18 protein-coding genes are annotated in these 20,153 nt (G+C 68.3%); 12 read left to right on the top strand and 6 right to left on the bottom strand.

Annotation, left to right across the window (positions count from 1 at the left end):
* The first annotated feature begins 2 nt into the window (after positions 1 to 2).
* The 4 genes from IEY58_RS10750 (at position 3) to IEY58_RS10735 (ending at position 4,241) form a co-directional block, all read left to right on the top strand.
* Entirely contained in the window at positions 3 to 1,178 is a 1,176-nt protein-coding gene (locus IEY58_RS10750; protein ID WP_189045506.1) for an acyl-CoA dehydrogenase family protein, read from the top strand.
* Positions 1,179 to 1,209: 31 nt separating this feature from the next.
* The gene (locus IEY58_RS10745) at positions 1,210 to 2,130 is read left to right on the top strand and encodes an SDR family NAD(P)-dependent oxidoreductase (protein ID WP_229743647.1); all 921 of its coding nucleotides are present in this window, start codon (positions 1,210 to 1,212) and stop codon (positions 2,128 to 2,130) included.
* Entirely contained in the window at positions 2,130 to 2,942 is an 813-nt protein-coding gene (locus IEY58_RS10740) for an IclR family transcriptional regulator (protein WP_189045504.1), read from the top strand. The genes IEY58_RS10745 and IEY58_RS10740 overlap by 1 nt, the downstream gene beginning before the upstream one ends.
* A 96-nt stretch (positions 2,943 to 3,038) precedes the next feature.
* Positions 3,039 to 4,241, top strand: coding sequence for an ABC transporter substrate-binding protein (locus tag IEY58_RS10735; RefSeq protein ID WP_189045502.1), 1,203 nt, complete (start codon positions 3,039 to 3,041; stop codon positions 4,239 to 4,241).
* A 3-nt stretch (positions 4,242 to 4,244) separates the two neighbouring features.
* Here the strand turns inward: IEY58_RS10735 and IEY58_RS10730 are convergent, their stop codons facing one another.
* The 3 genes from IEY58_RS10730 to IEY58_RS10720 all read right to left on the bottom strand — a co-directional run bounded on the left by IEY58_RS10730 (position 4,245) and on the right by IEY58_RS10720 (position 6,763).
* Positions 4,245 to 5,285 carry a D-cysteine desulfhydrase family protein gene (locus tag IEY58_RS10730; protein WP_189045500.1) on the bottom strand — a complete coding sequence of 347 codons (1,041 nt, stop codon included), beginning with the start codon at positions 5,283 to 5,285 and terminating at the stop codon, positions 4,245 to 4,247.
* 108 nt (positions 5,286 to 5,393) lie between these two features.
* A complete protein-coding gene (locus IEY58_RS10725; protein ID WP_189045498.1) occupies positions 5,394 to 6,407 on the bottom strand; it encodes an alpha/beta fold hydrolase in 1,014 nt (337 codons plus the stop codon).
* Positions 6,408 to 6,448: 41 nt separating this feature from the next.
* Positions 6,449 to 6,763: a hypothetical protein gene (locus tag IEY58_RS10720; protein WP_189045496.1), complete on the bottom strand. Its 315-nt coding sequence runs from the start codon at positions 6,761 to 6,763 to the stop codon at positions 6,449 to 6,451.
* Between the two features lie 281 nt (positions 6,764 to 7,044).
* Between IEY58_RS10720 and IEY58_RS10715 the strand changes: the two genes are divergently transcribed.
* The 5 genes from IEY58_RS10715 (at position 7,045) to IEY58_RS10695 (ending at position 10,549) form a co-directional block, all read left to right on the top strand.
* On the top strand, positions 7,045 to 7,623 hold the full coding sequence (locus IEY58_RS10715; RefSeq protein WP_229743646.1) for a YdeI/OmpD-associated family protein: 579 nt from the start codon (positions 7,045 to 7,047) through the stop codon (positions 7,621 to 7,623).
* A gap of 260 nt (positions 7,624 to 7,883) precedes the next feature.
* Positions 7,884 to 8,495, top strand: coding sequence for a hypothetical protein (locus tag IEY58_RS10710; protein WP_189045492.1), 612 nt, complete (start codon positions 7,884 to 7,886; stop codon positions 8,493 to 8,495).
* A gap of 95 nt (positions 8,496 to 8,590) precedes the next feature.
* Complete coding sequence (locus tag IEY58_RS10705) at positions 8,591 to 9,046, top strand: hypothetical protein (RefSeq protein ID WP_189045490.1); 456 nt, start codon at positions 8,591 to 8,593, stop codon at positions 9,044 to 9,046.
* A gap of 559 nt (positions 9,047 to 9,605) precedes the next feature.
* Positions 9,606 to 9,821 carry a DUF1150 family protein gene (locus tag IEY58_RS10700; protein ID WP_189045488.1) on the top strand — a complete coding sequence of 72 codons (216 nt, stop codon included), beginning with the start codon at positions 9,606 to 9,608 and terminating at the stop codon, positions 9,819 to 9,821.
* A gap of 53 nt (positions 9,822 to 9,874) precedes the next feature.
* Positions 9,875 to 10,549, top strand: coding sequence for a hypothetical protein (locus tag IEY58_RS10695; protein ID WP_189045486.1), 675 nt, complete (start codon positions 9,875 to 9,877; stop codon positions 10,547 to 10,549).
* Positions 10,550 to 10,562: 13 nt separating this feature from the next.
* Here IEY58_RS10695 and IEY58_RS10690 read toward each other — a convergent pair whose 3' ends face one another.
* Both IEY58_RS10690 and IEY58_RS34345 read right to left on the bottom strand, forming a co-directional pair.
* On the bottom strand, positions 10,563 to 12,008 hold the full coding sequence (locus IEY58_RS10690) for a mechanosensitive ion channel family protein (RefSeq protein ID WP_189045484.1): 1,446 nt from the start codon (positions 12,006 to 12,008) through the stop codon (positions 10,563 to 10,565).
* Positions 12,009 to 12,211: 203 nt separating this feature from the next.
* The gene (locus IEY58_RS34345; protein ID WP_229743645.1) at positions 12,212 to 12,982 is read right to left on the bottom strand and encodes an OmpA family protein; all 771 of its coding nucleotides are present in this window, start codon (positions 12,980 to 12,982) and stop codon (positions 12,212 to 12,214) included.
* 152 nt (positions 12,983 to 13,134) lie between these two features.
* Here IEY58_RS34345 and IEY58_RS10680 point away from each other — a divergent pair, with 152 nt between their 5' ends.
* A complete protein-coding gene (locus IEY58_RS10680) occupies positions 13,135 to 14,910 on the top strand; it encodes an adenylate/guanylate cyclase domain-containing protein (protein ID WP_189045482.1) in 1,776 nt (591 codons plus the stop codon).
* On the opposite strand, the gene IEY58_RS10675 is transcribed toward IEY58_RS10680, so the two are convergent.
* The gene (locus tag IEY58_RS10675; RefSeq protein WP_189045480.1) at positions 14,883 to 15,644 is read right to left on the bottom strand and encodes a Crp/Fnr family transcriptional regulator; all 762 of its coding nucleotides are present in this window, start codon (positions 15,642 to 15,644) and stop codon (positions 14,883 to 14,885) included. The two genes, IEY58_RS10680 and IEY58_RS10675, sit on opposite strands and share 28 nt — an antisense overlap.
* A 381-nt stretch (positions 15,645 to 16,025) precedes the next feature.
* On the opposite strand from IEY58_RS10675, the gene IEY58_RS10670 reads away from it, so the two are divergent.
* Positions 16,026 to 17,582 carry a DUF4384 domain-containing protein gene (locus IEY58_RS10670; protein WP_189045478.1) on the top strand — a complete coding sequence of 519 codons (1,557 nt, stop codon included), beginning with the start codon at positions 16,026 to 16,028 and terminating at the stop codon, positions 17,580 to 17,582.
* A gap of 62 nt (positions 17,583 to 17,644) precedes the next feature.
* Positions 17,645 to 20,119 carry an SUMF1/EgtB/PvdO family nonheme iron enzyme gene (locus IEY58_RS10665; RefSeq protein WP_189045476.1) on the top strand — a complete coding sequence of 825 codons (2,475 nt, stop codon included), beginning with the start codon at positions 17,645 to 17,647 and terminating at the stop codon, positions 20,117 to 20,119.
* The last annotated feature ends 34 nt before the right edge of the window (positions 20,120 to 20,153 follow it).

Raw genomic sequence — 20,153 nt, 5'->3', positions numbered from 1 at the left:
CCATGGCGAGCGAGCCCCAACCTCAAAACGCGACAGACGACCTGAACGCGCTCGACGACGAGAGCTTCCGCCTGCACGTCAGGCGCTGGGTCGAGGCCAATTATCCGCCCGAGCTGCGCCATCCGCCGAAGCGGCTGCATTGGCGGGACAACAAGGCCTGGTACATGATCCTGGCGCACCAGGGCTGGCTCGCCCCCGGCTGGCCCAGGGAATATGGCGGCATGGGCCTCTCGGCGGCGAAGCAGCTGCTCATGACCGAGGAGTTCGAGCGGCATGGTGCCGCCCGCACCAACGACCACGGCATCGTCATGCTCGGGCCGCTGCTGATCCGCTACGGCACCGAAGCGCAGAAGGCTTTCTTCCTGCCCAAGATCCTCTCAGGCGAGCATGTCTGGTGCCAGGGCTACAGCGAGCCCAACGCCGGTTCGGACCTTGCAGGCCTCGCGACCTCGGCCGTGCTCGACGGCGAGGATTGGGTGGTGAACGGGCAGAAGACCTGGACGACGCTCGCCAACGACGCCAACTGGATCTTCCTGCTCGTGCGCACCGACAAGGCGGCCAAGAAGCAGGAGGGCATCAGCTTCCTCCTCGTGCCGATGGACGCGCCCGGCATCACGGTCCGGCCGATCGTCAACCTCGACATGCACGACGAGTTCTCGGAGGTGTTCTTCGACAATGTGCGCGTGCCGAGGGAGAACCTCGTCGGCGAGGTGAACCAGGGCTGGACCATGGCGAAGGCGCTCTTGGGCTTCGAGCGCGTCATGATCGGCTCGCCCAAGCAGTCGGCCTATGCGCTGAGCCGGCTGCGCCTCTTGGCCCAGCGCATGGGCATCTCAGAGGATCCGGCGTTCCGCGACCGCTACACGCGGCTCCGCCTCGATCTCGCCGACCACAGCGCGCTTTACGAGACCTATGTCGAGATCCTGCGCCGCGGCGAGCTCCTGGGCGCCGACGTTTCCATGCTGAAGCTCAACCAGAGCGAGCTCTACCAGCGCATCACCGAGGCGATGCTGGAGATCGCTGGCGAGAATGCGGGCTTGCTCGAGCCCATGGAGGGCAACCGCGACTTGAATCCGGCCGGCCTGTTCATCCAGGCCCGGCCGGTGACGATCTACGGCGGCTCGAACGAGATCCAGCGCAACATTCTGGCGAAGAACGTGCTCGACCTGCCCGGCTGAGCGGGCGCGGGCAAGAACGGGGAGTAGGATTATGCAGGACAGCGCGATGCTGGAAGGCAAGGTCGCGATCGTCACCGGCGCCGGCGGCGGCATCGGCCGCGAGATCGCGATCGCCATGGCGCTGGCAGGCGCCAAAGTCGTCATCAACGACATCGGCGCGTCCTTGGGCGGCGAGGGCCAGTCGGCCGGCCCGGCCGAGCAGACGCGGCAGATCATCGAGCAGCGTGGCGGCGCGGCCGTCATCAACGGCGACAGCGTCGCCGACTGGACCTCGGCCCAGCGGATCGTGCAGGCAGCACTCGACGCCTTCGGCCGGGTCGACATCGTCGTCAACAACGCCGGCATCCTGCGCGACACGATCTTCCACAAGATGACGCCAGAGGACTGGCTCGCGGTCGTGAACGTGCACCTGAACGGCAGCTTCTTCGTGAGCCGGGCCGCGGCCGAGCATTTCCGGGCGCAGGAGAGCGGCGCCTATGTCCACATGACCAGCACCTCGGGCCTCGTCGGCAATTTCGGCCAGGCGAACTATTCGGCGGCGAAGCTCGGCATTGCGGCCTTGTCGAAGTCGATCGCGCTCGACATGCAGCGCTACAACGTCCGCTCCAACTGCGTGGCACCCTTCGCCTGGAGCCGGATGACGAGCGCCATCCCGGCCGAGACGCCGGACCAGAAGGCGCGGGTCGCCAAGCTGCAGCAGATGACGCCCGACAAGAACGCGCCGCTCGCGGTCTATCTGGCGTCGGACGCGGCCAAGGGCATCACCGGACAGATCTTCGCCGCGCGCCACAACGAGATCTTCCTCATGAGCCAGAGCCGGCCGATCCGCTCGGCGCACCGGGGCGAGGGCTGGACGCCGGCCTTGATCGCCGAGCACGGCATGCCGGCCTTGAAGCCCAGCCTCATGCCGCTCGACCGCAGCCAGGACGTGTTCAGCTGGGATCCCGTGTGATGGACCTGACCGACATCTTGGCCCCGCCGACCGAGGAGCGCGAGGCCGGCGCCCAGCGCGACGTGGGCGCCGTGGTCCATGCCATCCGCATCCTGCAGTACCTGGCCGATGCGACGGCGCCCTTGGGCGTCGCCGCAGTCTCGCGCGGCACCGGCATCAGCCCGTCGACCTGCTTCAACATCTTGCGGACCTTGGCGCGCGCGCGCTTCGTCGCGTTCAACTCGGTCGACAAGGTCTATTCGCTGGGCCTGGGTGTCGCCGAGCTCGCGGCCGGCCTCGTCGGCATCAGCCCGGCCGATCTCATCCGGCCCGAGCTCGAGCGGCTCGCCCTCAACTACGACATGCTGATCGTGCTGTGGCGCGTCATGGACGAGGGTCATATCGCGCTCGTCGACCGGGCCCACAGTGCCACCGCCGTCCGGGTCGAGATGCGGCTGGGCCTGCGCCTGCCGACGCTGGTCGGCGCCGTCGGCCGCTGCTTCGCCGCGGCCACGCACCTGCCCGAGGCCGAGCTGCGCCGCCGCTTCGGGGCACTCCGCTGGCAGGACCCGCCGTCGTTCGAGACCTATCTGGCCGATATTGCCGAGGCCCGCGAGCGCGGCTGGGCGCGCGAAGACGGCAACCTCTATCGCGGCCTCGTCACGGTCGCCGCCCTCGTGACCGACCAGGCCGGTCGGCCGCGCTTCGGCATCAGCGGCATCACCATCGCCGGCCAGCATCCGTCCGAGACGATCGACCGGCTGGGCGCCGAGCTCAAGGACGTGTGCGCCTTCATCGGCACATCGCTGTTTCCGCGGCACTTGGGCGGGTAGCGCCCTAACAGACGAGAGACCCACGGACGAGAGACCAACAGACGAGAGCTTGGGACCAACCGGGCCCGTCGACCAGAACAAGCAGGGGGAGGAACGATGGTTTCTGCTGGCATGCGCGCGGCCGCGATCGTCGCGGCCATGGCGATCGCGTCAGGCGCCGCGGCGGCTGACGGCGGCGTGAAGATCGGCGTGTTGTCGGATATGGACGGGCTCTATTCCGGCACGGCCGGCCCTGGCTCGGTCGAGGCGGCGCGCATGGCGATCGAGGATTTCGGCGGCCAGGCGCTGGGCAAGCCGATCGAACTGGTCTCGGCAAGCCACCAGAACAAGGCCGATGTCGGCGCCGCCATCACGCGCGGCTGGTTCGAGCGCGACCATGTCGACGCAATCTTCGACCTCAACAATTCGGCGGTGGCGCTTGCCGTCGCCAACCTGGCGCGCGCGCAGAGCAAGGTCGTGGTCTATACCGGCACGGCCTCTTCCGCCTTGACCAACGAGGCCTGCGCGCCGACCACGGTCCATTACGTCTATGACACCTACGCGCTCGCCAGCAATTCCGCGCGCGCCGTCGTGGCCGGCGGCGGCAAGACCTGGTTCATGGTCGCGGCCGACTATGCCTTCGGCAAGATGATGACGGAGAACGTCAGCGACGTCGTGGCCGAGAGCGGCGGCAAGATGGTGGGCACGGTCTATCACCCGCTCGATACCGCCGACTTCTCTTCGTTCCTGCTGCAGGCCCAGAGCTCGGGTGCTGACGTGGTGGCGCTCGGCAGTGCCACCCACGACATGGTGAACGCCGTGACCCAGGCGAGACAATTCGCCATCACGCCGGCGCAGAAGCTCGTCGCCATGCTCGTGTTCATCCAGGACGTCCATGCGCTGGGCCTGGAGCGCGCCCAGGGCATGACCTTCACGACCGGCTTCTACTGGGACCGCACCGAGGCGACGCGGACATGGTCGAAGCGCTTCTTCGAGCGCATGAAGACCATGCCCTCGATGATCCATGCCGGCACCTATTCCGCCGTCATGCATTACCTGCAGGCGGTCAGCGAGGCCGGCACGACCGACGGCCCGACCGTGGCCGAGACGATGAAGCGCCTGCCGATCCACGACTTCTTCGCCGAGAACGGCCATATCCGGCCCGACGGCCGCATGGTGCACGACATGTATGTCGTGACCGTCAAGTCGCCGGCCGAATCGAAATATCCCTGGGACTATTACAAGATCCTGGCGACGATCCCGGCCGACGAGGCGTTCCAGCCACTCGCCAAGAGCAGCTGCCCGCTGGTCAAGAAATGACCCTTAGGCGTCCGGATCGAAGGCACACCGGTAGGCGAAGAGCCCGGGCGTGCCGCCGGTCATGACGAACAGCACCGCGTCACCTGGCCGGAAGGCGCCGGCGCGCACGGCAGCGAGCAGGCCGGCGAAGGCCTTGCCGCTATAGACCGGGTCGAGCAGCAGCCCTTCGGTGCGCGCGATCAGCCGGACGGCCTCGAACATCGCGTCGGTCGGCAGGCCGTAGCCATCGCCCAGCTGGTCGCCCGCGACGCGGATCGCGTCCGGCTCGAGCGACGCGGTGTCGCTAAGCAGGGCCAGGGTCGCGCGGGCAAGATCGAGAGTCCGCGACCGCGCCGCGGCCTCGGGCGCCAGCACCGTGAAGGAGTGCACCAGCGCCGGATCGAGGCCCAGCGCCGCGAAGCCGGCCGCGAGGCCGGCGTGGGTCCCGGCACTGCCGTTCGGCACGATGATGCGGGCGAAGCCGCCGGGCGCTACCGCCGCCTGCTGCGCCGCGATCTCCCGGGCGCAGGCGGCATAGCCGAGGCAGCCGACCGGCGAGGAGCCACCCGAGCCCACGACATAGGGCCGGCGCCCCTGCCGGCGCAGCTCGGCCGCGCGCGCTTCGGCGACGGCGAGCGCATCGGCACTGCCCGGCAGCTCATGGATCGTGGCGCCGAACAGGCCGTCCAGCAGGATATTGCCGTTGCGGCGATATTCCGTGTCGTCCCGCGGCACGACGCGCGTCAGGACCAATTCGCAAGCGAGGCCCAGCCGGGCCGAGACGGCAGCGCTGAGCCGCCCGTGGTTCGACTGGATGCCGCCGGTCGTGATGAACGTGTCGGCCTGCTGCGCCAGCGCCGCGCCCATCAGGAACTCGAGCTTGCGCAGCTTGTTGCCGCCGCCGCCGATGCCCATCAGATCGTCGCGCTTCACGAACAGGCGCACGCCCTCTGCCGCTGGGCCGAGCGCCCGCTCCAGCCGTTCGAGCCGCTGGATCGGCGTGGCGCCATCGAGCAGGGAGAGACGATCGAACCGGTCCAACGCCGCCAAGCCCGTTCCGCCCATGATCTTTCCTTCTTCGCTGACCGCCCGCGGCATCGACGCGCGATACCGACCGCACGATAGCCGCTCGGGCGCCGGCGGGACAGGTTCCGGATACCCGAAGCGGCCGCGCTATTGCGTCGGTGCGTCGTTCGGGCCGGGATCTTGGTCGAGGAAGGGCGATGCCAGCAGGCTGATAAGGCGCGCCGGCTGTTCCTCGGCAATCCAATGGCCGCAGTCCGGGATGACGGCGGTCTGCAGGCGTTGCACGCCATGGGCAGCCAGATCCGCCGCAATTTTCTCCTCATAGGGACCGAGCCCCCGGTCGCCGCCGACAAGCAGGATCGGCGGCGCGAAGGCCTCCGTATGCTGCCGGTCGAACGCCTCGGCCGCAGGCAGGGCGCGATAGAGCTCGAAACCGGCCTTCAAATGGGCCGGCAGGCGATAGCTGCGCAGATAGACCGCCCGATCGTCGTCCGTGATCGCCTGCGGCACGACCGCGGTGCGGCTGAACACCCCTTGCAGGAAAACATCCTCGCGCCCTTGGACCAGGGCCTCAGCCAGATCGGTATCCGCGTTGAACCCCATCATCCAGCTGTTGGGCGCGCTCCGGATGTCCGGCCACGGGCCGAGGCCAGGCAGCGGCGTGTCGAGCAGGACAGCCGCCCGCACCTCGTCGGGATAGAGGCGCGCATAGGCATAGGCGACCGTGCCGCCAATGCCCTGGCCGACGACGAGGACAGGGCCGAGGCCAAGCTGGCTGCGCAAGCCGTGGATGTCGCGCGCCAGGGTCAGCGCATCGTAGCCGTTTGCCGGCACGGTCGAACCGCCGAGGCCGCGCAGGTCGGGGGCGACGACCGTCTCCCGCGCCGCAAGCGCCGGCAGCACCTTGCGCCACGCGTACCAGGTCTCCGGCCAGTCATGGAGCAACAGCACCGTGCGCGCGCCGTAGCCGCCGCGCACGATGTGGAGACCGACCTCCCCGACACGGACGTTCGAGGCCACGAAGCCGCTCGGCAGTGCATCGACCTGCAACGGGGCGACGGCACCGGTCGGATAGGGCACGACCGCTTCCGCGGCCATCGGCAGAGCGAGCGCGATGGCTGTCAGCGCGCTCAGCGTCCGTCGCCATAGGATCGTCGCCATGATCGCCTCTCAACACCTGCCGCGCCGATCGAACGCTCGCATCAGCCGAGTGCGATACCGCGCAGCAGGAAAAAGATCCCGGCGAAGCCCAGTGCCTCGTCCCATTGGTTGAGCGCCCGGTCGCCGGGCCGCTGCCGCTGCAGCAGGGCCAGGAACCCGCACAGCACAGCGGCGAAGACGCAGATAGCGCCCAGATTATTGACGTACCGCACCAACGGATGGCCGCTGCCGACCGCAGCCGGCACCGCGAAGACGGCATAAAGCATAAGCTTGAGGACAAAGCCGCCAAGGGCCCGCCGCGAAGCCCTCAACGTCGCGGCGTCCTGCGCCTTTTGCCGTCCCAGGGACGTCTGCATGGTCGTTCGCTCGGATCGCGGCCCACTCGAAAAGCGACGCTCTCTGCCAAGCTTCGCTCATCCCCCGATTATCCGGAAACGCCCCATGAAAATGCGAGATGGCGTTCGGCGCCCGGGCGTGAAGATCCCGTGAAATCCTATGGGGATCTTCACGCCCGGTCCGCCTCGCGCCGGAAAAATCACCTAACGGGTTATAGGTTGGTGGGCCGGAACCGAATTAGGACGCATACTCGCCCATAGCGCGCAAATCGGCTGACAGGTCCGCCATGGTAAAGAGCGAAATGAATCCAAAAGTCGATGCTTATCTAAGTAATGTCAAAAAATGGCGTGCCGAATTTGATAAATTGAGAGCGATTGTTCTCGACTGTGAACTGACGGAGGAGCTGAAATGGGGCGTCCCCTGTTACACGCTCGGAGATAAAAATATAGTTTTGATACATGGGTTTAAAGAATACTGTGCAATTCTGTTTGTCAAAGGTGCTTTGCTGAAGGATCCCGAGGGGATTCTGATCAGACAAACCGAGAATGTGCAGGCGGGACGCCAGATTCGGTTCACCAGCGTTCGAGAAATCGTCGAGATGGAAACCGTCTTGAAAACCTATATTCACGACGCCATCGAAGTGGAAAAAGCTGGATTGAAAGTGAATAAGAAAAAGACCGCGGAATTTACGGTTCCGGAAGAATTTCAAAATAAATTAGACGATACCCCTGCCTTGAAAACCGCCTTTGAGGCGCTGACGCCTGGACGACAAAGAGCGTATATCCTTTACTTTTCAGCACCAAAACAATCCAAGACTCGAGAATCAAGGATTGAAAAATGCCGTCAGCAAATTCTCGATGGGAAGGGACTGGACGATTGATGCTTTTGGCCTTCTGCGCGCCCGCAGCAGAGCCCGTAGCGGCCGGCCTGCCGAAACCATCCTCGACAAGCTCAGCCGCCTCCCTGCACCTTCTGTGTGAGTCAGTGCACTAGAAGCCGCATCGGACGCTGCCCAAGGAAACTGCGGCCGAGTGTTGGCTGGCTCACAGAGCGCGGATGTGGCCTCGGGTAGGGTCTGGCTGTCAGCGAGATGCACCGGGAAATGGTTCTCCGGTGAGCAGCCAGCAAGGGAACACAGCCATGTCACTCAAGCGTTCGCTCTTCTCGGGTTTCGCCGCCATCGCCTTCGTCGCGGCCAGCGGCTCCCTCGTCTCCGTCGCCCATGCCGATGCGATCAACCACAGCACGGTCCACACCAACGGCGGCAATAATTTCGCAGCCGCGCCCGGTGCCTTCGCCAGCACGCTGCAGAGCAACGCAACGCTCGGTGGCCAGGCGGTGAACCACAGCTTCGCCCTCACCAACGGCGGCAACAATCGCGCGATCGCCCGTGGCCGGAACAGCACGGCGCTGCAAGATAACAGCACGGTCGGCGGTGTCGCGATCAATCGCAGCGCGGCGATCACCAACGGCGGCCGCAATGTTGTCATCGCCCGCGGCGTCGACAGCTTCGCCGAGCAGAGCTCGACCACGGTCGGCGGCTTTGCCCAGGACCACAGCCGGGCGGTCACGAACGGCGGCCGTAACTTCGCAGCCGCGACCGGTCGGGACTCGGCGGTGCAGCAGGACACGCTGACCTTGGGTGGCGTCGCCATCAACCACAGCGCCAACATCGTGAACGGCGGCAACAACCGGGCCATCGCCAGCGGCCGAGGCTCGCAGGTCGTCCAGCAGACCGTCACCAGCGACTGAGGCCGGTCCCGGATCGCGCTCGCCCGATCAAAGCGGGCGAGCGCGACGCCCCTCCGCCCGCGGCTCCACGCGGGCATTCCTGATGAAGGAAGCAGATGATGTTGCGATTGTTCTCCGCCCTCGCCGCTTGTGCCCTGCTGGCAACGCCGGCAGTCGCGCAACAGACCGGCGGGGTGCAACCTCATTACCTTGGGGGTGCCAGCGGCCAGTTCGCCAACCGTGCCCCGCTCCCGGCCTTTCCCGCGGGAGGCCCTGGCTGCGCCCTGTCGGACACCCAGGTCGCGACCGCGACCACGACCGCGTTCGGTGCGGGCAGTCAGGTGGTGCAACAGCGTTCGAGCACCGCTTCAGTGCCGCCAGGATGCCACCCGCTGGTCGGGATCGGCATCGGCGCCGGTGTCGCCCTGGCGCTCGGCCAGAACAGCGTGGCGGCGCAGAACATCGACGTCACGGCCGCGCAGGGCTCGCTCGCCAATGTCCGTTTCGGACGGTCGATCGGCCAGGCGGTCGGCAGAAGCAGCACCGTCGTCCAGCATGTGGGCGTCCATTAGCGCCCGAAGCGCAAGCCCCTTCCGACGCGCCGATCGACCGGCTTCCCACCCAGAGCCGCTCGATCGGCCTTTTGCCGTTGCCCTCGTTCGCGGGCCGGAGGTGCCGATGTCCCGTTTCCTCGTTCTCTCGATCCTGGCCGCCGCCGCTGTCGTCGCTGTGCGGGCGGGCCAGGCCCAGTCGCTGACCTGCCGGACCGTCGGCGACAATATGGTCTGCGCCGGCCCAGGCTCCCTGAGCTGCCAGACGGTCAATGGCAGGACGGTATGCGCACAAGGCGGGCCCGTCTGTCGGCCGGGACGCGGCTCAGCCGGGTGCAACAATCGCGCGCCGATCGTCGAGCCGCAGGACGATAAGTCCGCTGACAATCCCGACGACGCGGATGACGATGATGCCTCGAGCCCGCAGCCGCGGCTGCCCGGTCCTGTCCCTGGCCATACCTTCTAGGATCGTGCGCGAAACCTTGGGCATTTTGTGGTGCGTCTCACAGCCTCGAATCGGCCGCCCTCCTAAGCTTCTTTCACGAACGCCGATCCCGGTGTTCCAACAACGGAGGAAGCCATGTACGGCGTGAGCAAGCTCGAAGGGGTCGCTGTCAGGAACTTCGCGGCCCTGGGCATGGAGTATGTCGCCTACATCAAGCCGGTCCGGGTTCGCGGCATCGCGGCCTATGCGGTGCATGCCGCGGACGGCACGCCGCTCTCGCTCTTCGCTGACCGGGACTCAGCGCTGGCCGCGGTGCGGCAGCATGACCTCTCGCCGGTGAGCCTGCATTGACCGCCCGCGCCCCGCCCGGCGCGCGCTTTCACAATCGCTTGAGGAGACCCGTCATGTGGCATCCGGCCCGGCTTTCGGCCTTCGTCCTCCTGGCGCTGCTGCGCCTGCCCGCTGCGGCCCAGGAGGCCGGCGGCGTCGTCATCGACCCGGAGGTGCTGAATTCGGCCAATGTGCCGGTGCTGACGCCGCCGGGCTTCCCGTTCACCCACGTTACCCCGGGCATCTCGCCGGCGGGCCCGCCCAATGTCGGTTCCGCGGCAAGCCGGCAGGCGACGAACCAGCAGCTCGTCTCGCAGATCCGCGGCGACGGCGGCTTCCTAGAGGGCTTCATCGGCGGCCAGCCCCTCGCCGCCAGCCGCGCGCCGGTGGCGAACGACGTTCCGGTCGTGATCGACAACACGCCCTATATCTTCAACAGCGCCGGCGGCCCGGTCAGCGTCGACTTCGGCACAGGCAATGTCGTGCAGCAGCAGGTTGCCGGCCAGCCGCCGGGCGTCGTCGGCCAGCACCAGATCGTGACGCTGGCCACCACCGCTCAGCCGACGAGCGGACCGGGCTTGGCATCGTCATCCGCCGGCACGCGCCCGCGCCACGGCGGCACCACGATTACGAACGGCGGCGGCAATACCGTGATCGCCGGTCCCAACGCGACCGCGCAGCAGCAGGTCCTGACGATCGCCGGCCCGCGCCGGTCCTTGACGCCGATCGTCCAGCAGCAGGGCCACTGACCCGCCGCGCGGCTCAGCTCCGCGCCGTCAGGCCGAAGAAACTGCGCAGGCGGCGCAGCAGGTCCTCCGAGCTCGGCGCCGCGGCTCCGTTCGCCGCCTGCTCGAGCGCCTGCATCCGATTGAGATTGTGCTGCTGCCGCTCGGCCATCAGGGCCGCGAGCGGCTCGCCCAGCTCAGGGCGCTGCTGCAGCAGCGGATGGATATCGTCCTTGCACATCTCGTAGAGCACCGCGTCCGTCATCGCCACGACCGACGCGGTCCTGGGCGCCCCGGTCAGGAGCGAGATCTCGCCGAACAGATCGCCCGGCACCATCCGGTCGACCGTCGTCTCGTTGCCGTTCAAGACATGCAGCCTGACGTCGAGCGCCCCTTCCGCGACCAGGAACAGCGAGCCGCCCGGCTCGCCCTCGCGGACGACGACGGTGCCCCGCTCGACGCGCCGCTCACGCAGCCGTCCGGCCAGGACCGCCTGCTCCTCCGGCTCGAACGCCTGGAACAGCTCGGTCTCGGCGACCAGGGTCTCGAGCGCGGTGCGCCGCCGCGTATCGGCCCGGCCGTCCCGCGACAGGGCGATCGCGCGCTTCGGCATGGCGAGCACGACGCCGCCGCGACGGAGCCCACGCAGCACCTCGGACATGACGACATCGCGACAGGTGTTTTCCTCACCATAGTTCGGGACCCAGAAGCGGACGACGTAATGGATGCCGTCGTCGCCGCAATCCTGGACCAGCACGTCCGGCCGCAGGTCCGGATAGGCACGCGTCGCGGCCATGGCACCGGCGAGCAGCAGGCGCTTTGCTCGCTCGCTCGGCACAGCACCATCGAGCGACAGCTTGATGCTCGTGCGGAAAGTCGGCTCCGGCTCGCTGTAGTTGACGAGCCGGCCGGTCGCGATCAGGCCGTTGGGCGCAACAATGGCGATACCGTCGCGTGTCAACAGCCGGGTCGCCCGCCAGGTGATCTCAGTCACTCGGCCGACGACACCCGGCGAGGTCTCGACCCAGTCGCCGATGCGGTACGGATGATCGAAGTTAAGTGCGATGCCGGAGAAGACATCGCTGATGATGTAGCGCAGCGCAAAGCCGACCACGGCGATCACCACGCTCGAGGTGGCGATCAGGCCCGTTGCCGGCTGGTCGAACACGAAGATGAAGATGGCGATCGCGGCCAGCGCGAACAGCAGCCCACGCAGCAGATCGCTCAGCAAGCGCGGCGGCGGCGCCGGGCGCTGGCCGGCAAGCGCCAGCCGCCGCAGCAGCAGATCGACGCTGCGCGCGCCGAGCCAGGCGAGCGCGAGCCAGACGCCGATGCCGGACGCGTCGCGAATCACGGCCAGCGCACCGGCGCTGATGCCACCGTCGGCGACGACCGCCGGTCCGCCGATCAGATGATAGGCAAGGAAGGTCGTGGCCAGGACGATGGCCGGCACAGCAAGCTGTCGATAGCCCGGTGCGACCACCGCACACCTCTCGACGCCACAAGCTTGAAAGCGGGCCGGATGACGCCGCCCGTCTTCATAATGAGCGCGGCTGAGGGGGCGTCAATCCTCCCGGCGCCAATCCTCCCGACGCCAATCCTCCCAACGCCGACAACGGGGCGGGGTTGCCGCGTCTCCGCCGATCAGCCCCGCGTCGTCGGAGTGGCGGCGTCGGAGTGGCGGTATCAGGTCGAGCGGCCGGCATCGCGGCGCACGAACTGGACGCGGCGGTTCTCGGCTGCATAGGGATCGGCCGTCAGCGGCTCGGTCTTGCCTTTGCCCGTGGCCTGCAGCCGATCGGGATCGACGCCCTGCATGACGAGATAGCGCGCGACCGCCAGCGCCCGCTGGCGCGACAGATCGAGGTTGTAGTCGGCGCTGCCGACGGCGTCGGTATGCCCTTCGACGGTGAGCGCCAGCGTCGGAACCTCGCGCATCAGCTGCACGATGCGGTCGAGCTGGGGCTGGTTGGCCCGGGGGATTGCGGCCGAGTTGAAGGCAAAATTGATGCGGAAGCCGACGGCGCCCGGCGTCTCCCGGCCTGCCTGCGGTGCCGCAGCAGCGGCCTGCTCGTGCCGGACGATCGGATGCGGCGCGGGAACGGCGTTCGGCATGGCGGTCGGCATCGATGCCGGCAGCGCGGTCGGCATGGCGACGGGCATTGGAGCGGCGGACATTGGAGTGGCGGGCATTGGAGCGGCGGGCAATGCCCCTGTCGGCATCGACGCCGCATGGACCGGGCTCGATGGCTCCGGCGCATCGTGGCCCGAGATCACGATCTTGCGCGTGGTGCCCGGAAGCGATTCCGGGATGAGGATCGCCCGCAGCTGCTCGAGCGACGGCGTGTCCTCGAACATCCGGACCTCGGCCGGCCCCACGACCTGGGCATAGGCGTGGGCGGAGAGGCCGGCAGCGATCGCGAGGGCGACGACGGCCACACGGGTCGAGAAGCGCATGGGATCCTCCTGTGTTACAGTCGCCCGGATGCTAGATCGGCATCGTCCGGCCGACTGTGAGGCAGTCCACAAAGGCCATCGTTTTGACCGCCGCTGGCCGTCTTTTAGGGGCCGTCATGGAGCAGGCCGCATCGAGGCGCGCGGCGCGGAAGATGGCGGCGACGGTCGCAGGATCGGTGCTGCTGTTCCTCGGCGCCATCGGGGCGGCCTTCGCGCTCGCGGGCCCGCCCTCGCCGATCGCGGCGGCGGACCTTCTGTTCGAGAGCCTCGCGATCCGCTTCTTCACCCCGCCGCGCCCGCCGAGCGACCGGATCGTCATCATCGGCCTCGACGAGGACACGCTCAGCCTCATGTCCTATCGATCGCCGCTCGACCGCGCGTTCCTCGCGCGGCTCATCGAGACGCTGTCGGAGCGGGGCGTGCGGGCGATCGGCCTCGACATCGTGTTCGACCAGGCGACCGAGCCGGACAAGGACCGCATGCTCGAGACCGCGCTGCGCGAGGTCCCGACGCCAGTAGTGATCGGCTCGATCGCCAGAGAAACGGCACTGTCGCCGGCGCAACGCCGCTACCTGGACGCCTTCGTCGCATGCTGCCGTCACGGCTACACCAATCTCGCGCGCGATATGTTCGATGGGATGGTCCGTCTCCATATCCCGCGCGACGGCAACGGTTCGCCGAGTTTCGCGGCGGCGCTTGCCGAGGTCGCCGGCGGCAAGCCGCCCGCCCGGCCATTCCGCATCGACTGGCGTCCCGCGGCCCGAGGGGCAACGGCCTTCCCGATCTATCCGGCCCAGCTGGTGCCGTCGCTGCCGGCCGCCTGGCTCAAGGACCGGATCGCCCTCGTCGGACTGCTGATCCCGGGCCAGGACGAGCATCTGACGCCGCTCACGGTGTTCGCCCACCCGATGTTCGGCGTCGAGATTCATGCCCACGCGCTGGCCCAGATCCTGGACGGGGCAGCGCTCGCGGCCCCCAGCCCCTGGATCGAACGCGGCGCCGTGGCGGCGGCGGCCGCGATCGGCATGGCGCTGGTCGCCGTCAACGACAGCGTGCTGCCGATCGCCGCCGTTACCGTGCTGATCGCGGCCATCTGGGCCGGCGCGCTCGCCGCCTTCAGCATCGGCGCCCCGCTCGTGGCGCCGCTGGCGCCGACGCTCGCCCTCAGCCTCGGCGCGGGCGGCGCCCGCAGCTGGCGCGGCTGGCTCGAACGGCGCGACCGAAAGGTGCTGATGCAGCTGTTCTCGCGCTTCGTCGGCGAGCCGATCGTGCGCGAATTCTGGAAGGAGCGCGACAGTTTCCTCGACGGCGGCCATCCCCGGCCGCTCGAGTTGACGGCGACCGTGCTGTTCTCGGACATCGCCGGCTTCACGCCGATCTGCGAGGCGCTGCCGCCCGCCCCGCTCATCGCCTGGCTCGACCGCTATATCGACGCGATGGTGGACGTCGTGGCCGCGCATGACGGCGTCGTCCTGCGCTTCATCGGCGACGGCATCCTGGCCGCGTTCGGCGCACCGGTCGCGCGGCGGACCGAAGCCGAGATCGATCGGGACGCTCGGAACGCCGTCCAGAGCGCGCTTGCGATGGTGGCGGCGATGCAGCAGCTGAACGCCGCCTGGGCGGCGGAAGGACTGCCGACGGCCGGCATCCGCATCGGCATCTTCACCGGCCCACTCGTCGCCGGCAGCCTCGGCAGCGGCGCGCATATGGAATATTGCCTGCTGGGCGATACGGCCAATACGGCGTCCCGGCTCGAGGCGCAGGGCAAGCAGCATGTCGACGGGCCGCAGGATTGCGTGATCCTGGTCGGCGAGCCGACCTGGGGCCGGCTGGACGGCCGGTTCCGCGCGGCCGAGGTCGGCAGCGTCAGCCTGCGCGGCAAGCGGCAGCCGGTCGGCGTCTACAGGATCCTCGGCGCCGCCGACTGAGCCCGCGCCGCAAGCTCGGCCGCGGCATTGCCCGGCTCGGCACAGCCGATCGCCTCGAGCGCCCCCTGGTCAATCAGCGTGATGTAGCCGCTTTCGACCCCGATGAGCCCGTCGCGCTGCCATTCGCCCAGATGCTTGTTGATGCTCTCGCGTGACACGCCGATCAGGCAGCCCAGCTGCTGCTGCGACAGCTTGATGTCGAGCCGCACGCCCGTGCCGTCCGGCTTGCCGAAGGCACTCGCGAGGCGCAGCAGGCAGCGGGCGAGCCGCGACGGCGCCTCGAGGAACATCGTGTCCTCGAGATGCTCGCTCGTCTGCCGCAGGCGCTTGCACAGCATCGAGATCAGCCGCAGCGCCACGTCCGGATGGTCGGCCAGGAACGGCACGAAGCGCGTGCGCTCGAGGACAAGCAGGTTGGTCTCCTCGAGCGTCACGGCATCGGCCGTGCGCGGCTCGCCGTCGAGCAGGGCGATCTCGCCGAACACGCCGCCGCGGTTGATGATGTTGAGCACCAGCTCCTTGCCCTCGAGCGAATGGGTGCAGATCTTCACCCGCCCGCGGATCACCGCCATCATGCTCGTGCCGGGGTCGCCCTTCTGGAAGATCACCGCGCGCGGCCCGTAATCGGTGAGCGAGGTCGTTGCCGCCAGCTCGCGCAGCTCGTCGCGGTTCAAGTGCTGCAGCAGGAAGTTGCTCGCAAGGACGAGCTCCTTGTCGAAGGCGATGCGCACCATGTCGGCCATCTCCCTGCTGCCGGCCCGTTCGTCGCGAACGCGCTGGAGTGCGGGCGGCCCTGACCAGCAGCGCGACCAATCGCTCCTTAGGCACCTTCGCATCAAACAAGATTATATTAAATAAATAACAACCTATCAGCGATATAACATCGCTGATTATTGTGAATTCCGTCCTTCAACTATTAGTTGGTGATAATACAAATCGCAAAATGCTAACATTATCCGTGAACTGCTTCACAGATATTTTTCCATTTCTCGTTGTTAAGTCACGACACGCGCGGTATTTTCGAGTCGACGAACCGCACGAGCGGGAGCGTTACTGCCATGTGGAAACGCGGCTTTCGCCGAGAGCAGCACCGGTTTGCCACCGATCCACGGCGCATGCGCCTGCCGCTTCTGGCCGTTGCCCTGGCCCTGGCAGCCCTGACCCTGGCGGCCTGCCATCCCAACCCCGAGATGGCGCATGTCGCGGTCGAGCCGCGGACGGCGCCGGCCCGCACCATCACCAGCTTCAGCGAATCGCTCCGCTGCATGGACGAGCTCTTCCTGGTCCAGGGCAAGCGGGACATTTACGTGACCAGCGCCGGCGTGCCGGACGCGACCGGCATGATCACGGCCGGCACCAAGGAAATGCTGATCACGGCGGTCGCGAAGATGTCGGCGAAGAGCGGCGCCTTCCGCTTCGTCGACTACGATCCGACGCAGATCGACGTGCAGTTCCTGTCGCAACTGGTGGGCCTGCGCCCTGAATTCGTGGCGCCCAGCTATTACATCCGCGGCGCGATCACCCAGCTTGACGCCAACGTGCTCGACTCCCATGCCGGCGCCGCCCTGTCCCTGCCGTCGGTCGATCTCGCCGTTTCGAGCGATCAGGTCGTGTCCGTCATGTCGGTCGACCTCAACATCGGCAAGCTCGTCAGCCGCCAGATCCTGCCCGGCATGTCGGCCAGCAATTCGATCGCCGTCGTGCGCAGCGGCCATGGCGGCGACGTCGGCGGCGTGATCGGCAAGGCCGGCCTCACCTTCTCCGTGGCACTCGACCGGTCCGAAGGCTTCCACCAGGCGGCGCGCGACCTGATCGAGCTCTCGACGATCGAGGTGCTGGGCAAGCTCACGCGCGTGCCCTACTGGCAGTGCCTGGAGATCGACCAGACCAACCCGACCTACCGGGCCGAAGCGCGCGAATGGTACGACGCCATGGGCGAGGCCGAGCGCGTCCGCTTCGCCAAGACGGGCCTCGCCCGCGCCGGCTACTACGACGGGCCGGTCGACGACAGCGCCGACCCGGCGCTGCGCGACGCCGTGGCCCGCTACCAGGCGGCACACGACCTGATCGCCAGCGGCCGCGTCGATTTCGACGTCTACTATCGCCTGCTCGCGGCCGCCGGCCGGCCGGTGGAAACCGCAGCGCTCGTACCGCCGCCGCCGTCCGCGCCGGACCTGGCGCCGGACCTGGCGCCGGACCCGGCGCCCGTGGCCGCCCCGCCGGCAGCTGCGGAGCCACCACCGGTCGCGGTCGTCCTCAGCACCGATCGCGGCGAGCACCCGACCTATCGCGTCGACGACCTGCTCGTGGTCGAGGCGCGCACCAATCGGGACGGCTTCCTCTACTGCTATTACCAGGACGCCGACGGCGCCGTGGCGCGCATCTTCCCGAACCGGTTCCAGCCGAACGCCTTCGTGCGGGGCGGTGCCGCGGTGCAGATCCCGCCGGGCGCGGCACGGGCGTTCAGCATCCGACTGGACACGTCGCGCGCCCGGGAAGCGGTCGCCTGCGTCGCGGCCCCGATCGAATTCGGGCTCCGGCTGCCGCAGCAGCTCAAGGCAGAGGACCTGGCGCCCCTGCCGGTCCATGGCATCGACGACCTCATCGAGGATTTCCGCCAGGTCGGCGGCGAACGGATCAGTGTTGGAAGGATGTTCATTGAGGTGATGTGATGGCCGTGCAATCGCAGCAGGGACGCGCATCGGCACCGCGGCGGTGGGGATTGTTGCTTTGCGTGATCGCCTGCTTCCTCCTGATCCAGCCCTTGGCATCGGATGCGGCGACGGTGGTCACCAGCGACACCCGCGTGGCGCTGGTCATCGGCATCAGCAAGTACCAGTTCGCGCCGCCGCTCGCCAATCCGGGCAACGACGCGCGACGGATGGCCGAGGCGCTGCGCCGCCTGAATTTCACCGTCGACGAGTCCTATGATCCCGACTATCGCGGGCTCGGCCGGGCGCTCCGGGAGTTCGGGCTCAAGGCCCAGTCGGCCGACGTGGCGTTGATCTTCTTCGCCGGACACGGCATGCAGGTCGACCACGAGAACTATCTCGTCCCGGCCGACGCCAAGCTCGAGCGCGAGCATGACCTGCTCTATGAGGCGCTGTCGCTCGACCTGCCGCTCGGCGAGGTCTCGCAGGCCAAGAAGATCGGCATCCTGCTGCTCGACGCCTGCCGCAACAACCCGTTCGTCGACCGGATGACGCGGTCCGTGAGCATGGCCGGCCGCTCGGTCGACAAGCCGAAGGGGCTGGCCCGCGTCGATCGCGTACCGCGCAACACCATCGTCGTCATGGCGACCCGCGCCGACGAGATCACCGACGACGGCACCGGCGAGGACAGCCCGTTCACCCAGGCGCTGCTCGCCCACCTGCAGATCCCGGGGCTCGAGCTCAGCCTGTTCTTCCGCAGCGTGCGCGACACGGTGCTCCGGGCGACGAACTACCGCCAGGAGCCCTATGTCTTCAGTTCGCTCGGCGCCGATCCGTTCTATTTCTACCCGCGCCCGCCGCACCGCCCGCCGATCATCGGCTCGATCGCGGAACTCTCCGTTCCCGACGTGGCCGGCCCGACCCCGCTCAGCGTCCCCCGGCCGACCGCACCCGACGACGATCCGCTGACCATCCGCATCCTGTCCCTGCCGCAATCGGGCGAGATCCGCATCGATGGCAAGGTCGTGGCCCAGAACGATGCCGTGACGCTCGAGAAATTCGCGACGGCCACCTTCAAGCCCGACCCCAAAGTGACCGGGCCGGTCGGCACGTTCGATTTCCTGGTCGATGACGGGCGTGGCGGCACGGTCGTCGGCAGCCTGCCGATCCGGGTCATCCCGACGCGCCGGCCGCCCGTGGTCGAGCCGGAGCGCATCCTTAGCATCTATCCGGCAGCCCTCGGCATCCGTCCGCCCGTAGCACCGGACGGCGGCGCGCTGACCGTGACGATCACCGGCCTGCCCTCGCGCGGCGTCGTGCGCAAGGGCGCCACCGTGCTCAAGACCGGCGACCGGATGCAACCCGGCGACCTCGAGATCCTGACCTATACGCCCGAGCCGGGAACGGTCGGCGACGCCGGGGTGCTGCGCTACGTCGCCGATGACGGGCGCGGCGGTACCACGGAGGGGCGCCTGCAGATCCGCGTCGCCACAGCGGACGAGAGCATCGGTGCCACCTCGGAGGCAGCACTCTGGCGGCGAGTGCGGGACGAGGGCGACCGGGACGCCATCGAGGCGTACCTGAAGCTGTTCCCGGACTCGCGCTTCGCCGACGCGGCCCGCCAGCGCATCGAAGTCGCGGCCGCCCCACAGGCCACGGCGCCGGCGCCCAAGCCGGCAACCGCTCCACCGCCGGCACCCGCGGCGAAGCCCGTACAGACGGCGACGGCGCCCGCCCCGGCCGCGAGCCCGGAGCCCACCGCCCGGGCGGCGGACGCGCGGCGCATGCCGGCCGACAATCAGGTCGCGGCCGCGCCAAGCCCGCCGCCGAAGCCGGAGCACGGCCAGACGACATTCCAGGAATGCCCGACCTGCCCCGGCATGGTGCAGATCCCCGCCGGCAGCTTCTCGATGGGCCAGGTGAGCGGCGATCCCAGCGCAGCACCCGTCCATCATGTGGTGCTCCGCGCCTTCGCGCTGGCGGTCCATCCGGTGACGGTCGCCGAGTGGAAGGCCTGCGTCGCCGCGAACGGGTGCTCGTCCGTGCCGCGCATGGTCGACGCGACGGACCAGACGCCCGTGCACAACATCAGCTGGGACGATGCCCAGGAATATGTCGTCTGGCTGTCGCAGAAGACCGGTCACCGCTACCGGCTGCCGACCGAGGCGGAATGGGAATACGCCGCCCGAGCGAACACTACGACCCGGTACTGGTGGGGCAACGAGGCCGGCGTGGGGCTCGCCAACTGCGAGGATTGCGGTGGCACCCAGGAAAGGAGCACGCCACTGCCGGTCGGGTCCTTCAAGCCGAACCCGTTCGGGCTGTTCGACGTCAGCGGCGGGGTCGCCGAATGGGTCGCCGACTGCTGGTACCCGACCTACCAAGGGGCGCCCACCGACGGCAGCGCGCGCGAGCAGAAGAACTGCCGCACACGCGTGCTGCGCGGCGGCTCGTTCCGCTCCGGCCACAACGACGTGACGCCGACCGCCCGCGGCCAGTACGACGCCTCCGTCCGCTATATCGCGAACGGCCTCAGGGTCGCCGCCGAGGTCGAATGAGCATGCCCGCGACGGGCCGCCGGCCCAGTCGCCC

The sequence above is a fragment of the Aliidongia dinghuensis genome (assembly GCF_014643535.1).
In the GTDB taxonomy this organism is placed as follows: Bacteria; Pseudomonadota; Alphaproteobacteria; order ATCC43930; family CGMCC-115725; genus Aliidongia; species Aliidongia dinghuensis.
Note: the sequence above shows the minus strand (reverse complement) of the source record. Positions and strands in the feature narration are given on the sequence as shown.

Bases quoted from the DNA above. Each gene is read 5' to 3' on its own strand.
- IEY58_RS10750 (WP_189045506.1), top strand. From the start codon at position 3: ATGGCGAGCGAGCCCCAACCTCAAAACGCGACAGACGACCTGAACGCG.
- IEY58_RS10745 (WP_229743647.1), top strand. From the start codon at position 1,210: ATGCAGGACAGCGCGATGCTGGAAGGCAAGGTCGCGATCGTCACCGGC.
- IEY58_RS10740 (WP_189045504.1), top strand. From the start codon at position 2,130: ATGGACCTGACCGACATCTTGGCCCCGCCGACCGAGGAGCGCGAGGCC.
- IEY58_RS10735 (WP_189045502.1), top strand. From the start codon at position 3,039: ATGGTTTCTGCTGGCATGCGCGCGGCCGCGATCGTCGCGGCCATGGCG.
- IEY58_RS10730 (WP_189045500.1), bottom strand. From the start codon at position 5,285: ATGGGCGGAACGGGCTTGGCGGCGTTGGACCGGTTCGATCGTCTCTCC.
- IEY58_RS10725 (WP_189045498.1), bottom strand. From the start codon at position 6,407: ATGGCGACGATCCTATGGCGACGGACGCTGAGCGCGCTGACAGCCATC.
- IEY58_RS10720 (WP_189045496.1), bottom strand. From the start codon at position 6,763: ATGCAGACGTCCCTGGGACGGCAAAAGGCGCAGGACGCCGCGACGTTG.
- IEY58_RS10715 (WP_229743646.1), top strand. From the start codon at position 7,045: ATGAATCCAAAAGTCGATGCTTATCTAAGTAATGTCAAAAAATGGCGT.
- IEY58_RS10710 (WP_189045492.1), top strand. From the start codon at position 7,884: ATGTCACTCAAGCGTTCGCTCTTCTCGGGTTTCGCCGCCATCGCCTTC.
- IEY58_RS10705 (WP_189045490.1), top strand. From the start codon at position 8,591: ATGATGTTGCGATTGTTCTCCGCCCTCGCCGCTTGTGCCCTGCTGGCA.
- IEY58_RS10700 (WP_189045488.1), top strand. From the start codon at position 9,606: ATGTACGGCGTGAGCAAGCTCGAAGGGGTCGCTGTCAGGAACTTCGCG.
- IEY58_RS10695 (WP_189045486.1), top strand. From the start codon at position 9,875: ATGTGGCATCCGGCCCGGCTTTCGGCCTTCGTCCTCCTGGCGCTGCTG.
- IEY58_RS34345 (WP_229743645.1), bottom strand. From the start codon at position 12,982: ATGCGCTTCTCGACCCGTGTGGCCGTCGTCGCCCTCGCGATCGCTGCC.
- IEY58_RS10680 (WP_189045482.1), top strand. From the start codon at position 13,135: ATGGCGGCGACGGTCGCAGGATCGGTGCTGCTGTTCCTCGGCGCCATC.
- IEY58_RS10675 (WP_189045480.1), bottom strand. From the start codon at position 15,644: ATGGTGCGCATCGCCTTCGACAAGGAGCTCGTCCTTGCGAGCAACTTC.
- IEY58_RS10670 (WP_189045478.1), top strand. From the start codon at position 16,026: ATGCGCCTGCCGCTTCTGGCCGTTGCCCTGGCCCTGGCAGCCCTGACC.